Source organism: Pseudomonas sp., assembly GCF_049653025.1.
Classification (GTDB): domain Bacteria; phylum Pseudomonadota; class Gammaproteobacteria; order Pseudomonadales; family Pseudomonadaceae; genus Aquipseudomonas.
The window spans coordinates 112,696-127,408 of the sequence record NZ_JBASFM010000020.1; the positions used below are offsets into that span (position 1 = coordinate 112,696).

At 62.7% G+C, this 14,713-nt stretch carries 14 protein-coding genes; 10 read left to right on the forward strand and 4 right to left on the reverse strand.

Annotation, left to right across the window (positions count from 1 at the left end; genetic code table 11):
• Window positions 1-20: 20 nt before the first annotated feature.
• On the reverse strand, window positions 21-2,198 hold the full coding sequence (locus tag WBK23_RS17175) for a malate synthase G (protein WP_424485143.1): 2,178 nt from the start codon (window positions 2,196-2,198) through the stop codon (window positions 21-23).
• Window positions 2,199-2,495: 297 nt separating this feature from the next.
• Between WBK23_RS17175 and WBK23_RS17180 the strand changes: the two genes are divergently transcribed.
• Together WBK23_RS17180 and WBK23_RS17185 are read left to right on the forward strand one after the other, a co-directional pair.
• Window positions 2,496-2,942, forward strand: a complete 447-nt coding sequence (locus tag WBK23_RS17180; protein WP_424485144.1) for an N-acetyltransferase family protein — start codon at window positions 2,496-2,498, stop codon at window positions 2,940-2,942.
• A 21-nt stretch (window positions 2,943-2,963) separates the two neighbouring features.
• The gene (locus WBK23_RS17185; protein ID WP_424485145.1) at window positions 2,964-3,482 is read left to right on the forward strand and encodes a glycine cleavage system protein R; all 519 of its coding nucleotides are present in this window, start codon (window positions 2,964-2,966) and stop codon (window positions 3,480-3,482) included.
• 355 nt (window positions 3,483-3,837) lie between these two features.
• On the opposite strand, the gene rarD is transcribed toward WBK23_RS17185, so the two are convergent.
• From rarD to WBK23_RS17200, 3 genes are all read right to left on the reverse strand, one after another.
• Complete coding sequence (gene rarD / locus WBK23_RS17190) at window positions 3,838-4,731, reverse strand: EamA family transporter RarD (RefSeq protein WP_424485146.1); 894 nt, start codon at window positions 4,729-4,731, stop codon at window positions 3,838-3,840.
• A 174-nt stretch (window positions 4,732-4,905) separates the two neighbouring features.
• Window positions 4,906-5,880 carry a serine/threonine protein kinase gene (locus WBK23_RS17195; RefSeq protein ID WP_424485147.1) on the reverse strand — a complete coding sequence of 325 codons (975 nt, stop codon included), beginning with the start codon at window positions 5,878-5,880 and terminating at the stop codon, window positions 4,906-4,908.
• 55 nt (window positions 5,881-5,935) lie between these two features.
• Window positions 5,936-6,670: a ComF family protein gene (locus WBK23_RS17200; protein WP_424485148.1), complete on the reverse strand. Its 735-nt coding sequence runs from the start codon at window positions 6,668-6,670 to the stop codon at window positions 5,936-5,938.
• Window positions 6,671-6,750: 80 nt separating this feature from the next.
• Here WBK23_RS17200 and bioB point away from each other — a divergent pair, with 80 nt between their 5' ends.
• From bioB to WBK23_RS17240, 8 genes are all read left to right on the forward strand, one after another.
• Window positions 6,751-7,806, forward strand: coding sequence for a biotin synthase BioB (gene bioB, locus WBK23_RS17205; RefSeq protein ID WP_424485149.1), 1,056 nt, complete (start codon window positions 6,751-6,753; stop codon window positions 7,804-7,806).
• Between the two features lie 107 nt (window positions 7,807-7,913).
• Window positions 7,914-9,095, forward strand: a complete 1,182-nt coding sequence (gene bioF / locus WBK23_RS17210; protein ID WP_424485150.1) for an 8-amino-7-oxononanoate synthase — start codon at window positions 7,914-7,916, stop codon at window positions 9,093-9,095.
• The gene (locus WBK23_RS17215; RefSeq protein WP_424485151.1) at window positions 9,088-9,819 is read left to right on the forward strand and encodes an alpha/beta fold hydrolase; all 732 of its coding nucleotides are present in this window, start codon (window positions 9,088-9,090) and stop codon (window positions 9,817-9,819) included. Before bioF ends, WBK23_RS17215 begins: the two co-directional genes overlap by 8 nt.
• Window positions 9,812-10,618, forward strand: coding sequence for a malonyl-ACP O-methyltransferase BioC (bioC, locus tag WBK23_RS17220; RefSeq protein ID WP_424485152.1), 807 nt, complete (start codon window positions 9,812-9,814; stop codon window positions 10,616-10,618). Before WBK23_RS17215 ends, bioC begins: the two co-directional genes overlap by 8 nt.
• 1 nt (window position 10,619) lies before the next feature.
• Window positions 10,620-11,309, forward strand: a complete 690-nt coding sequence (gene bioD / locus WBK23_RS17225; RefSeq protein ID WP_424485153.1) for a dethiobiotin synthase — start codon at window positions 10,620-10,622, stop codon at window positions 11,307-11,309.
• Between the two features lie 96 nt (window positions 11,310-11,405).
• Window positions 11,406-11,705 carry a hypothetical protein gene (locus WBK23_RS17230; RefSeq protein WP_424485154.1) on the forward strand — a complete coding sequence of 100 codons (300 nt, stop codon included), beginning with the start codon at window positions 11,406-11,408 and terminating at the stop codon, window positions 11,703-11,705.
• Window positions 11,706-11,771: 66 nt separating this feature from the next.
• Window positions 11,772-12,560, forward strand: coding sequence for a putative metalloprotease CJM1_0395 family protein (locus WBK23_RS17235; RefSeq protein ID WP_424485155.1), 789 nt, complete (start codon window positions 11,772-11,774; stop codon window positions 12,558-12,560).
• 164 nt (window positions 12,561-12,724) lie between these two features.
• Window positions 12,725-14,530, forward strand: coding sequence for a phenylacyl-CoA dehydrogenase (locus WBK23_RS17240; protein ID WP_424485156.1), 1,806 nt, complete (start codon window positions 12,725-12,727; stop codon window positions 14,528-14,530).
• The last annotated feature ends 183 nt before the right edge of the window (window positions 14,531-14,713 follow it).

The window sequence follows — 14,713 nt, forward strand, 5'->3', positions numbered from 1 at the left end:
TTGTCTGCTACAGCAGCGAATTACAGGCCGTTGGCGGCTTTGAACTCACGGCGGCGACGGTGCAGGACTGGCTCGGTGTAGCCGTTCGGCTGCTTGGCACCTTCGACCACCAGTTCCAGGGCAGCCTGGAAGGCGATGTTGCTGTCGAAGTTCGGTGCCAGCGGACGGTACAGCGGATCGCTGGCGTTCTGGCGGTCAACCACCGGTGCCATGCGCTTGAGGCTGGCAACAATCTGCTCTTCAGTGGCGATGCCATGACGCAGCCAATTGGCCAGCAGCTGGCTGGAGATGCGCAGGGTGGCGCGGTCTTCCATAAGGCCGACGTCATTGATATCCGGCACCTTGGAGCAGCCGACGCCCTGGTCGATCCAGCGCACTACATAACCGAGGATGCCCTGGGAGTTGTTGTCCAGTTCGTTCTGGATCTCGTCAGCCGACCAGTTGGTGTCCTTGGCCAGCGGGATGCTCAGAATGTCGTCGATGGACGCGCGTTCACGCTTGGCCAGTTCGGCCTGACGGGCGAACACGTCGACCTTGTGGTAGTGCAGCGCGTGCAGCGCGGCGGCGGTCGGCGACGGTACCCAGGCGGTGTTGGCACCGGCCAGTGGGTGCATGATCTTCTGCTCGAGCATGCCGGCCATCAGGTCAGGCATGGCCCACATGCCTTTGCCGATCTGCGCGCGACCTTGCAGGCCGGTGGCCAGGCCGATGTCGACGTTCCAGTTCTCGTAGGCGCTGATCCACTTCTCGCCTTTCATGGCAGCTTTGCGCACCACGGCGCCGGCTTCCATGGAGGTGTGGATTTCGTCACCGGTGCGGTCGAGGAAGCCGGTGTTGATAAACACCACGCGCTCGCTGGCGGCCTTGATGCACGCCTTGAGGTTGACGGTGGTGCGGCGCTCTTCGTCCATGATGCCGACTTTCAGGGTGTTGCGAGTCAGGCCAAGGACGTCTTCGACGCGGCCGAAGATTTCTGTGGTGAAGGCCACTTCTTCCGGGCCGTGCATCTTCGGCTTAACGATATAGACCGAGCCGGTGCGGGTGTTCTTGCGGCTGGTGTTGCCATTCAGGTTGTGGATGGCGATCAGGCTGGTGAACAGCGCGTCCTGGATGCCTTCCGGAATCTCGTTGCCCTGGGCATCGAGAATCGCCGGGTTGGTCATCAGGTGGCCAACGTTGCGCACGAACAGCAGGCTGCGGCCGTGCAGGGTCAGCTCGCCACCGGTCACGGTGCTGTAGACGCGGTCCGGGTTCATGGTGCGGGTGAAGGTCTGGCCGCCTTTGACCACTTCTTCCGCCAGGTCGCCCTTCATCAGGCCGAGCCAGTTCTTGTAGATCACCACTTTGTCGTCGGCATCGACGGCCGCGACGGAGTCTTCGCAGTCCATGATGGTGGTCAGCGCAGCTTCCATCAGCACGTCTTTAACACCGGCGGCGTCGGTCTGGCCGACTGGGGTGCTGGCGTCGATCTGGATTTCGAAGTGCAGGCCGTTGTGCTTGAGCAGCACGGCGGTCGGTGCGCTGGCATCGCCCTGGAAGCCGATCAGCTGCGCGTCGTCTTGCAGGCCGCTGTTGCTGCCGCCTTTAAGGCTGACCACCAGCTTGCCGGCTTCGATACGGTAGCCAGTGGACTCGACGTGGGAGCCGGCAGCCAGTGGCGCGGCTTCGTCGAGGAAGGCGCGGGCGAAGGCGATCACCTTGTCGCCGCGAACCTTGTTGTAGCCGCGACCTTTTTCGGTGCCGCCTTCTTCGCTGATCACGTCGGTGCCGTACAGGGCGTCGTACAGCGAGCCCCAGCGGGCGTTGGAAGCGTTCAGGGCGAAGCGCGCGTTCATCACCGGGACGACCAGCTGCGGGCCGGCCAGACGGGCGATTTCTTCGTCGACGTTCTGAGTGGTGGCCTGGAAGTCAGCCGGCTCTGGCAGCAGGTAGCCGATTTCCTGGAGGAAGGCTTTGTAGGCGGCCGCGTCGTGGGCCTGACCGACGCGGGCTTGGTGCCAGCCGTCGATCTGCGCCTGGATCTGGTCGCGTTTGGCGAGCAGGGCGCGGTTTTTCGGGGCCAGGTCATTGATCACTGCTTCGGCACCCGCCCAGAACGTCTCGGCAGCGATGCCGGTACCCGGGATGGCTTCGTTATTCACGAAGTCGAACAGCACTTTGGCAACCTGCAGGCCACCTACTTGAACGCGTTCAGTCATCACTTGCCTCACTCTGCTCAGCTCTACTCAATAGCCGCGTCGGACATGGGAAATAAGTCATGTAGTCCGAGGCGCGGCATACTACATCAAGATCCGGGGAAAATCAGTGGGTGCGCGTCGCTCTGCGACCAAGAAGTGCTTTGCAGTCACTGTGTGTGGCTAATTGTCGCGGTTGATTGTGCGTATTGTTTCATAAAAGTTAAAAAACTGTACACAACTTATTCGGCGCATTCTTCTCCGCAGCGCCGCGGGCGGCCTGTCTATACTGCGGCTTCATCTATAAGGAGCCCAATTCCTATGCGTACACAGGCTGTCACTGCGGCTGATCTCGATGAACTGGCGGAGCTGTTTGCCGCCTACCTGAGCTTCTATGAAGTGCCCAAGCCGCTGGCGCAGGTGCGCGACTTCCTCACTGCACGCTTGAGCGGCGGCGACTCGACGATCTTTATCGCCCGCGACGAACACGGCGTGGCCCTGGGCTTCGTTCAGCTCTACCCGTTGTTCGCCTCGCTGATGCTGCAGCCGTCCTGGCTGCTCAGCGACCTCTATGTGAGCGAGCAGGCGCGCCGCCTCGGTGTCGGCGAGGCACTGATGAATGCCGCCCGCGCCCACGCCGAGGCCAACGGTGCCTGTGGTTTGCAGTTGGAGACGGCAAAGAGCAATCTGCCGGGACAGGCCCTGTATGAACGCCTTGGCTATGTGCGCGACGAGGTGTTCTATACCTACTGGCTGGCGCTCAAATAAGCCTCGTATAAGGAGTAGTTTATGGATCATCTGGTATTGACGGTTATCGCCCAGGATCAGCCCGGACTGGTCGAGCGGATTGCCCAATGCATCAGCGAACACGGCGGCAATTGGCTGGAAAGCCGCATGTCGCGCATGGCCGGACAGTTTGCCGGGATTCTGCGCGTGGACGTGCCGCTGGGCGCGCATTCCGGCCTGGTCGCGGCGCTGGAGGCCTTGCAGGCGCAGGGCATCCGCGTGCAGATAGCCGCCGGTGGCACTGAGCCGACAAGCGTTTGGCAGGCAATTCGCCTGGAGCTGGTGGGCAATGATCGGCCGGGCATTGTGCGCGATATCACCCGCCTGCTCAGCAGCCAGGGCGTCAACCTGGAAAGCCTGAACACCGAAGTGGTGCCCGCGCCGATGAGCGGCGAGCTGCTGTTCCAGGCCCAGGCCCTGCTGGCCGTGCCGCAGAGCCTGCCGCTTGAGCAGTTGCAGGCGCACCTGGAAACCCTGGCCGATGATCTGATGGTGGAGCTAAAGCTGCACGTCGAGGACTAGCAGACCGTTGAAACTACCTGCGTTGGCAATACGGCGTTAAAAACAGGCTCGGAATGCTCATTTACACCAGTAAGCTCCGCTTCCTCGCCTGTTTTTGCCTTGTCTTGCCTGCCTCGGCTACGTTTCAACAGCCTGCTAGAACCGCCACTTATCCACGATCCATGTGGATAACGCTGTGCGTAGCATAAGGAGCCCCGGAGCACTGCCTAGTGCCTCGGGGCTTTTTGCTAATTGCTTGGAAATTAAACACTTAGCTTTCGGTTGTGCACAAAGACCGGGGATGCTTCTGTGGATAAGCCGGGGGCAACTGGCTGCAGCCCAGGCATGCTGGCGGCTGCAGGGGTCTGGTGGTTTTTTAATCAGCTTGGCGTTTACGCAGACTGAGCCAGGCATCGACGCTGTAAATCGCCAGGCCGGCCCAGATGCAGATAAAGGCCAGCAGCTTGCTCGGGTCGAAGTGCTCGTCAAACAGAAAGATCGCCTGCAACAACACCAGAGTCGGCGCCAGGTACTGCAGAAAACCCAGGGTGGTGTAAGGCAGGTGTCGCGCCGCAGCGTTGAAGCACACCAGTGGCACCAGAGTGATCGGGCCGGCGGCGATCAGCCAGAGTGCTTCGGGCGTGCTCCAGAAGTCGGCCTGGGTGCTTATGGCCGCCGGATGCAGCATCAGCCAGCCAAGCGCCAGCGGCAGCAGCAGCCAGGTCTCCACCACCAGGCCAGGCAGCGCGGCGACTGGGGCCTGCTTGCGGATCAGCCCATAAAAACCAAAGGTCAGGGCCAGCACCAGCGACACCCAGGGAATGCTGCCCACCTGCCACAGCTGTTGCAGCACGCCCAGCGCGGCCAGGGTTACCGCTAGCCACTGCAGGCGGCGCAGACGTTCGCCGAGAATCAGCATACCCAGCAGCACATTGACCAGCGGGTTGATGTAGTAGCCCAGGCTGGCTTCGAGCATGCGCCCGTTGTTGACCGCCCACACATACACCAGCCAGTTGCTGGCGATCAGCACACCACTAAGGCCCAGCACCGCAAAGCGCTTGGGGTTGTCGCGCAGCTCGCGCAACCAGCCGGGGTGCTTCCATACCATCAGCAACAGCGCGCCAAACAGGGCGGACCAGAGCGCGCGATGGACGATGATCTCCAGCGCGGGAACACTCTGGATGGCTTTGAAATAGAGGGGGAACAGGCCCCAGATGGTGTAGGCGATCAGGCCGAGAATATACCCGCGACGCAGGTTGGCGGTGGCCATGTGGAGTCCTTGCTTAGGCGACTAACTAAAGACCCGGGATTCTAGTCGGGGCTGCAAGGGCTTGTCTGGACGGGCAGGTTTTTCTTCAGGGCGGCAACGCGCTTTGCTGTAACAAAGACGTTACGGCGTAGGGCCAACTGTAGTGGTCAGCCCTGTAGCCCGGATGCAGAGGCGTTAAAACAGCTTTAGCGGCTCTTCATCCAGCGCTGCCAGTTGCTCGCGCAGTATCAGGATCTGCTCGCCCCAATAACGCTCGCTGCCGAACCAGGGAAAGCTGATGGGGAACGCTGGGTCGTCCCAGCGCCGCGCCAGCCAGGCGCTGTAGTGCATCAGGCGCAGGCTGCGCAGGCCTTCGATCAGCGGCAGTTCGCGTGGGTTGAAGTCGTGGAACTCCTGATAGCCATCCATCAGCTCCGACAGTTGGCCGAGACGTTCGTGGCGCTCGCCAGCCAGCATCATCCACAAATCCTGTACCGCCGGGCCCATGCGGCAGTCGTCGAGGTCAACCATATGGAAGGTGTCGTCGCGGCACAGCAGGTTGCCGGGGTGGCAATCGCCGTGCAGCCGAATCGCCTGCACCGGGTTGCTGGCGAACAGCGCATCCAGGCGCTTGAGCAGGTCGCGCGCCACCGACTCGTAGGCCGGCAGCAGGCTGCGCGGGATAAAGTTGCCATCGAGCAGGGTGGCTAGCGAATCGTGGCCGAAGTTCTGTACCTGCAGGGCTTCACGGTGGGCGAACGGTTTGAGCGAACCGACCCCGTGCAGGCGGCCGAGCAGCTGGCCGAGGCGGTACAGTTGGTCGAGGTTGCCCGGCTCTGGCGCACGGCCGCCGCGCCGTGGGAACAGGGCAAAGCGGAAACCGGCGTGTTCGAACAGCGTCTCACCGTCGCGAATCAGTGGCGCGACGACCGGCACCTCGCACTCGGCCAGCTCGAAGGTAAAGCTGTGCTCCTCGCGAATCGCCGCATCGGTCCAGCGATCGGGCCGGTAGAACTTGGCGATCAGCGGCGTTTCGTCCTCGATACCCACCTGGTAGACGCGGTTCTCGTAGCTGTTCAGCGCCAGTACGCGGGCGTCGCTGAGGTAGCCGATGCTCTCCACGGCATCCAGCACCAGATCGGGTGTGAGTGCGGCAAATGGATGGGACATGGGCGACTCCGGAGCAATTGGCCGCAAAGTGTAACCCTTAACCGCTGCGGGCAGCTCAGTCGCCAGGCTTGGGCGTGCGCGCCAGGCAGTACACATCGACCCGCGCCGCGCCGGCCTTCTTTAATAGACGCGCCAGGCTCTCGGCCGTCGCGCCGGTGGTCAGCACGTCATCGACCAGTGCCAGATGCAGCCCGTCGATTGGCACGGCAGGACTCAAAGCAAAGGCGCGACGCAGGTTGCGCTTGCGCGTGGCTGCATCCAGTTGCTGCTGCGCCGGGGTGTCGATTCGCCGTTGCAGCCCGTGCGCCTGCCAGGGCAGTTGCAGCGGCTCGGCAATCCATTGGGTGAGCAACGCCGCCTGGTTGAAGCCGCGCTGCCGCTGCCGTTGCTCCGCCAGTGGCACCGGCAGCAGCCAATCGGGCCTGGACAGGCCGTCATCGAAAGCATGCTGCAGATGCTGTGACAAAAGCTCACCGAGCAGACGTCCCATAGGCCACTTGGCTTGATGCTTGAACCTCGTAATCAGGCTGTCGACCGGGAAGGCATAGCGCCACGGCGCTTCCACGCGGGTAAAGCTGGGCGGCTTGCGCAGGCAGGCACCGCAGGTTAGCCCGTGACTGGGCAGCGGCAGGGCGCAGACCTGGCAATGTTCGCCCAGCCAAGGCAGCTCGGCCTCGCAGCTGGTGCAGATGGCGTTGCCGCCGTCCGTCGACTCATCGCAGAGTAAGCAGGTTTGTTTGTTTTTTAGCCAGTTGTAAACCTGGGGTTGTGAGTTGGGTTGACAGCGCATAAGCCTTCCATAACTATGCCGAACATCCGTGTCGCGTCCGCTGAATCTAGCAGGGCGCAGCCAACAATAAGGAATAACCGATGAGCGCTACCACCGCCGCCAACCTGCGTCACGACTGGACTCTTAATGAGGTCAAGGCGCTCTTCGAGCAACCGTTTAACGACCTGCTGTTCGCCGCGCAGACCGTGCACCGTGCGCATTTCGATGCCAACCGCGTGCAGGTCTCGACCCTGCTGTCGATCAAGACCGGTGCCTGCCCGGAAGACTGCAAGTACTGCCCGCAGTCCGGCCACTACAACACCGGCCTGGACAAGCAGAAGCTGATGGAGGTGCAGAAGGTGCTGGAAGCTGCCGCCGAGGCCAAGGCCATCGGTTCCACCCGTTTCTGCATGGGCGCGGCGTGGAAGCACCCATCGGCCAAGGACATGCCTTACGTGCTGCAGATGGTCGAGGGCGTGAAGAAGCTTGGCCTGGAAACCTGCATGACCCTGGGCAAGCTCGACCAGGAGCAGACCCAGGCCCTGGCCGCCGCCGGTCTGGACTACTACAACCACAACCTGGATACCTCGCCGGAGTTCTACGGCAATATCATCACCACCCGCACCTACGCCGACCGCCTGGAAACCCTGGCCTATGTGCGTGATTCGGGGATGAAGATCTGCTCCGGTGGCATCCTCGGCATGGGTGAGTCGCTGGACGACCGCGCCGGCCTGTTGATCCAGCTGGCCAACCTGCCGGAGCACCCGGAGTCGGTGCCGATCAACATGCTGGTGAAAGTCCAGGGCACACCGCTGGCCGATGAGCAGGACGTCGATCCGTTCGACTTTATCCGCATGCTCGCCGTGGCGCGGATCATGATGCCGCAATCCCATGTACGTCTGTCCGCCGGCCGCGAGGCGATGAACGAGCAGATGCAGGCTCTGGCGTTCTTCGCCGGTGCCAACTCGATCTTCTACGGCGAAAAACTGCTGACCACCGCCAACCCGCAAGCCAGCAAGGACATGCAACTGTTCGCCCGCCTCGGCATCAAGCCGGAGGAGCGTGAAGAGCACGGCGACGAGGTGCACCAGGCCGCCATCGAGCAGGCGCTGGTCGAACAGCGCGACTCCAAGCTGTTCTATAACGCCGCGGTCTGATGGCTGTGCTCTGAACAGGTGGGAGGGGCTTTAGCCGCGATCCGGCGTTCGGTCGGTCGCGGCTAAAGCCCCTCCCACGGTATTGCGCCCTTATATCCAGGTTGCCTATGTCTTTCGACCTTGCTGCCCGCCTCGCCGAGCGCCGCACCGCCAACCTCTATCGCCAACGCCCTTTGCTTGAATCGCCGCAAGGGCCGCTGGTGCAGGTCGATGGCCGCCAGCTGCTGGCCTTCTGCTCCAACGATTACCTTGGTCTGGCCAATCACCCGCAGGTGATCGAGGCCTGGCGCGCCGGAGCTGCGAAATGGGGCGTGGGTGGTGGCGCCTCACATCTGGTAATTGGTCACAGCACCCCGCACCACCAGTTGGAGGAGGCGCTTGCCGAGTTCACTGAGCGGCCGCGGGCGTTGCTGTTTTCCACCGGCTATATGGCCAACCTGGGCGCAGTGACTGCGTTACTCGGGCGCGATGATACGGTGCTGGAAGACCGCCTCAACCACGCCTCTCTGTTGGATGCCGGCCTGCTCTCTGGCGCGCGCTTCTCGCGCTACCTGCATAACGATGCCGTCAGCCTGTCGAGCCGGTTGCGCAAGGCCAACGGCAATACCCTGGTGGTCACCGATGGCGTGTTCAGCATGGACGGCGATTTGGCCGACCTGCCGGCGCTGTGCGGCGAAGCGCGCCTGAAAGGGGCCTGGGTGATGGTCGATGACGCCCACGGCTTTGGCCCGCTGGGTGCCACCGGCGGCGGCATAGTCGAGCACTTCGGCCTGGGCGTTGATGACGTGCAGGTGCTGGTCGGCACCCTGGGCAAAGCCTTCGGCACCGCCGGTGCCTTTGTCGCCGGCAGCGAGGAGCTGATCGAAACCCTGGTGCAATTCGCCCGCCCTTATATCTACACCACCAGTCAGCCGCCGGCCCTGGCCTGCGCCACTCTGAAAAGCCTGGAATTGTTGCGCAGCGAGCACTGGCGACGCGAACACCTGAATGCCTTGATCAAGCGCTTCCGCGAAGGCGCGCAGGCGATTGGCCTGACCCTTATGGACAGCGCCACGCCGATCCAGCCGATCCTGATTGGCGACAGTGGTCGTGCGATGCAGCTGTCGCAACTGCTGCGCGAGCGCGGCCTGCTGGTTACCGCGATTCGTCCGCCGACCGTGCCGGCCGGCAGTGCGCGCCTACGCGTGACCCTGTCGGCGGCGCATAGCCGGGAGCAGCTGGAACTGTTGCTGGAAGCTTTGGCCGAATGCTGGCCGTTGCTCACTGCCGGGGACGCCGTAGATGCGTGATCGGCTGATTCTGCTGCCCGGCTGGGGCCTGGGTATTGCACCGTTGCAGCCGTTGGCCGATGCCTTGCGTGGCCTTGATCCACGCTTGCATGTCGAGATCGAGCCATTGCCGCAGCTGGAGTCCAGCGACCCGGCCGACTGGCTGGACGAACTCGACGCCAATCTGCCACAGGACGCCTGGCTCGGCGGCTGGTCGCTGGGCGGCATGCTCGCCGCTGAACTGGCGGCACGCCGTGGTGAGCGTTGCAGCGGTCTGCTGACCTTGGCCAGCAACCTGCGCTTTGTCGCCGAGCCAAGCTGGCCGGCGGCTATGCCAGCCGAGACCTTTAATGCTTTCCGTCAGGGCTGCGCCGCCGATGCGGCCTCCATCCTAAAGCGCTTTGCCCTGCTTTGTAGTCAAGGCGCTGCGGACGCCCGCGGCCTTTCCCGATTGCTGTTGGCAGGCGCACCGCAGGCGCAACCCGAGGCGCTGCTGGCTGGGCTGGATTTGTTGGCGGCGCTGGATACGCGAACAGCGCTGCAGGCGTTTGTCGGCCCGCAGCTACATCTATTCGCCGGCCAGGATGCCCTGGTTCCCGCGAGTGCCGCGCAGGCCTTGCTGGCGCTCTTGCCGGATGTCGAGATCGGCTTGATTGACAGTGTCAGCCACGCCTTCGCCCTGGAGCGCCCGCACGAGATCGCCGCGGCGATTCAGGGGTTTCTACACGAGGCCGGCGATGACTGATCTCAGCCAGAACCCGCAGGGCGGCCTGCCAGATAAACGCCAGGTCGCCGCTTCGTTTTCCCGCGCGGCGGAAAGCTACGACAGCGTCGCGGCCTTGCAGCGCAAGGTAGGTGCTGAGCTGCTGGCGCAGGTGCCGGCCTCAATCAGCCCGCAGCGCTGGCTGGACCTGGGCTGCGGCACCGGGCATTTCAGTCGCGCGCTGGGTGAGCGTTTTCCGGCCAGCCAGGGCGTGGCCCTGGATATTGCCGAAGGCATGCTGCGCCATGCCCGGCCCTTGGGCGGCGCGCAGCAGTTTATCGCCGGCGATGCCGAGCGCCTGCCGCTGCACAGCGCCTCCTGTGACCTGCTGTTTTCCAGCCTGGCCTTGCAGTGGTGCGCCGACTTTGCGGCGGTATTGGGCGAGGCCAAGCGGGTGCTGCGCCCAGGTGGCGTGTTGGCCTTTAGCAGCCTGTGCGTTGGCACCTTGCAGGAGCTGCGCGACAGCTGGCAGGCGGTGGACGGCTTTGTCCACGTTAATCGCTTCCGTCGGCTTGAGGATTACCAGCGGCTCTGTACGGCCAGTGGCCTGCAGGTGACGAGCCTGCAGACTCAGGTCGAAGTGCTGCACTACCCGGATCTACGCAGCCTGACCCATGAGCTGAAAGCCCTTGGTGCGCACAATCTTAATCCGGGTCGGCCAGGCGGTTTGACCGGGAGGGCGCGCATGTTGGCGCTGCTCAATGCCTACGAGCAGTTCCGTCAACCGCAAGGGCTGCCGGCGACTTATCAGGTGGTTTACGGCGTACTGCGTAAGGATTGATATGAGCACGGCTTTTTTCGTCACCGGTACCGATACTGAAATCGGCAAAACCACCATCGCCGCTGGCCTGTTGCACGCCGCACGAATGGCGGGGTTGTCGACCGCGGCGGCCAAGCCGGTGGCGTCTGGTTGCACGCTGACGGCGGACGGTCTGCGCAATGACGACGCCCTGGCGCTGCTCGGCGAATGCACCCTGGCGCTGCGCTATGACGAGGTCAATCCACTGGCATTCGAGCCCGCAATCGCCCCGCACCTGGCGGCGCAAGAGGTTGGCGTGCGTCTGGATGTCGCCGCGTTGCAAGGCCCGGTGCAGGCCATTCTGGATAAGCACGCCGACTTCACCCTGGTCGAGGGCGCGGGCGGCTGGCGCGTGCCGCTGGCTGGGCGGGAAGCGCTGTCGGACCTGGCGGTTGCGCTTGGGTTGCCGGTGATTCTGGTGGTCGGCGTGCGTCTGGGTTGTATCAATCAGGCGCTGCTGACCGCCGAGGCGATTATCCGTGATGGTCTGCCGCTGGCCGGTTGGGTGGCCAATCTGGTCGATCCGCACACCTCGCGTCTGCACGACAATCTCGCAACTCTAGCCGAGCGCCTGCCAGCACCTTGTCTGGGTTATGTGCCGCGCCTGGCCGAAGCCACGCCGGCGGCGGTTTCTGCCTACCTCAACCTCGATTTATTGCACCGCGGGCTATAAGCAGGCCAAGTGCCATAGCCTTTTGCTTGTACGTTTTTCGAGCAACTTCTGCTTCAATGACAGCTATACGTGTTCTGCCAGTGCGGGAGCTTGGCTATGGAAATCTCCGGTAGTGCCTTCAATTCGGGCATTAGCACCATCCAGTCGGGTCAGCGCCGAGTCGATCAGGCTGCGCTTGATATCGCCAGCAACACCCTAGCGCCTGCGCCGCAGACTAACTCTACGCCGCCGGCCAATCAGGTCAATCCAGCGCCCAGCCTGGCTGAGCAGACGCGTCCCGATCTGGCGGAAAGCCTGGTGGCACTGCGTGAAGGACAAAACGAGGCTCAAGCCGGCGCAAAGGTGGTGAAAACCGCCGATGAGGTCTTGGGTACCTTGATCGATACTTCGGCTTGAGTCGCCGCCCCTAGCGTACTCAGGACTGGCAAAGAGGCAGGCAACTCAGGGGCGAGGAGCAATTGCATGCACATTGGCGGCGCAACGTCTTACCCTGCGCCTGCAGCAACCCCACTGCCGGCCCGCCCTGTTGCGTCCAGCGTTTCTCCCGATGTCTCCCTCGACATCGCCCGTGCCAGCCAACCACCGTTAACTTCCGCGCAGCCACTGGCTGACGAACAATCGGCCTCGTCCCGCGAAGAAGCCGACCAACCCGCCGAATCCCCCAGCAGCACGGCGCAGAAAGACGCCAAGGGCGAACCCAGCCCTCAGCAGCAGCGTCTCGAACAACTGGAAATCGCCAAACTGGTCAGTCGTGATCAGGAGGTGCGTGCCCATGAACAGGCGCACGCCGCCGTGGGCGGCCGCTATGCCGGCGCGCCGAGCTACACCTACGACCGCGGCCCGGATGGCAAGCGCTATGCGGTGGGTGGCGAGGTGAGCATCGACACCGGACCGGTGCCCGGTGACCCCGAGGCGACCTTGCGCAAGATGGAGGTGGTGCTGCGGGCGGCGTTGGCACCTGCCGAGCCTTCGGCGCAAGACCGCCAGATTGCCGCCCAGGCCCAGGCGCTGATGAGTGAGGCGCGCGCTGAGCTGGCGCAGCAACAGCGCGCCGAGGCTGATGCCGCACACGAGGCACGGGCGCAGGAAGAAGAGGAAGAGAAGGCGAAAGAGCAGGCCAAGGACTCGGCTGAGGAGGACCGGCGCGCCGAGCCAGTCCAGCAGGATCTGCCGCCACCACCTAGTCTTGATCTGTATAGGCAGTTAAGTGGTTTGCAGGCACCGGCCTCGGTTGTCGATCTGGTGACCTGAGTGCTGCTTGGGGTGCTTGACTTTAAATAGGCATAAACGTATGTTTCAAACGCTTGTTTGATTAGCTTGATTGCCAAGGGGTGGTCGAGCGCCGGGATTGATCCCGAAAACGACCGAATAACCGGTCACCTACACACTAGAATCCACCGCAGAGGTTAACCGCTATGCCTGATTACAAGGCCCCCTTGCGTGATATCCGTTTCGTACGCGACGAACTGCTCGGCTACGAAGCGCATTATCAGAGCCTGCCTGGCTGCCAGGACGCTACTCCGGACATGGTCGACGCCATCCTTGAAGAAGGCGCCAAGTTCTGTGAGCAAGTGCTGTCGCCACTGAATCGTGTAGGTGACACCGAAGGTTGCACCTGGTCGGCTGAGGGCGTGAAAACCCCTACCGGCTTCAAAGCAGCCTACAAGCAGTACGTAGAAGGCGGCTGGCCGAGCCTGGCTCATGACGTTGACCACGGCGGCCAAGGCCTGCCGGAGTCCCTGGGTCTGGTTGTCAGCGAAATGGTCGGCACCTCGAACTGGTCGTGGGGCATGTACCCAGGCCTGTCGCACGGCGCGATGAACACCATCTCCGAGCACGGCACCGACGAGCAGAAACACACCTACCTGACCAAGCTGGTATCCGGCGAGTGGACTGGCACCATGTGCCTGACCGAGCCGCATTGCGGCACCGACCTGGGCATGCTGCGTACCAAGGCCGAGCCTCAGGCTGACGGCTCGTACAAGGTCTCCGGTACCAAGATCTTCATCTCCGCTGGCGAACACGACATGGCCGATAACATCGTCCACATTGTGCTGGCCCGCCTGCCCGACGCGCCGCAAGGCACCAAAGGCATCTCGCTGTTTATCGTGCCGAAGTTCTCGGTTAACGCTGATGGCTCCGTTGGCGCACGCAACGCCGTTTCCTGTGGCTCGCTCGAACACAAGATGGGCATCCACGGTAACGCCACCTGCGTGATGAACTTCGACGGCGCTACCGGTTACCTGATCGGCCCAGCCAACAAAGGCCTGAACTGCATGTTCACCTTTATGAACACGGCTCGCCTGGGTACTGCTCTGCAAGGTTTGGCTCACGCCGAAATCGGTTTCCAGGGCGGCCTGAAGTACGCTCGCGATCGTTTGCAGATGCGTTCCCTGACTGGCCCGAAAGCGCCGGAAAAAGCCGCTGACCCGATCATCGTCCACCCGGACGTGCGTCGCATGCTGCTGACCATGAAAGCCTTCGCCGAAGGCAACCGCGCGATGGTGTACTTCACCGCCAAGCAGGTTGATATCGTCAAGTACAGCAAAGACGAAGCCGAGAAGAAGCAAGCCGACGCACTGCTGGCTTTCCTCACTCCGATCGCCAAAGCATTCATGACCGAAGTCGGCTTTGAAGCGGCCAACCACGGCGTACAGATCTATGGCGGCCACGGCTTTATCGCTGAGTGGGGCATGGAGCAGAACGTTCGCGACAGCCGTATCTCCATGCTGTACGAAGGCACCACCGGTATCCAGGCACTCGACCTGCTGGGCCGTAAAGTGCTGCAGACTCAAGGCGAGGCGCTGAAAGGCTTCACCAAGATCGTGCACAAGTTCTGCCAGGCCAACGAAGCCAACGACGCCGTTAAAGCGTTCGTCGAGCCTCTGGCCAAGCTGAACAAGGAGTGGGGCGACCTGACCATGAAAGTGGGCATGGCCGCGATGAAAGACCGCGAAGAAGTCGGTGCCGCCTCGGTGGACTACCTGATGTACTCCGGCTACGTCTGCCTGGCCTACTTCTGGGCTGACATGGCGCGCCTGGCTGCCGAGAAAATCGCTGCCGGCACTGAAGACGAAGCCTTCTACAAGGCCAAGCTGCAGACCGCTCGTTTCTACTTCGCGCGCATCCTGCCGCGTACCCGTAGTCACGTAGAGACCATGCTGTCTGGTGCCAGCAACCTGATGGACATGGCCGAAGAGCACTTCGACCTGGGCTACTAAGCCCTAGGTTCCACCGCAGGTCGAAAAACCGCTGCCCCTTGGGGTGGCGGTTTTTTTATTCCGATGAAAAAGCCGCGACAGCCCCAGGCAGCTTGTCGATTTGCCTGCCGGGTTCCGTGCGTAATCTATCTGTTGCAGGCAAACTGCGCGGCGTTATTTGCTTTTCGCGGTTTGTGGAGCCTG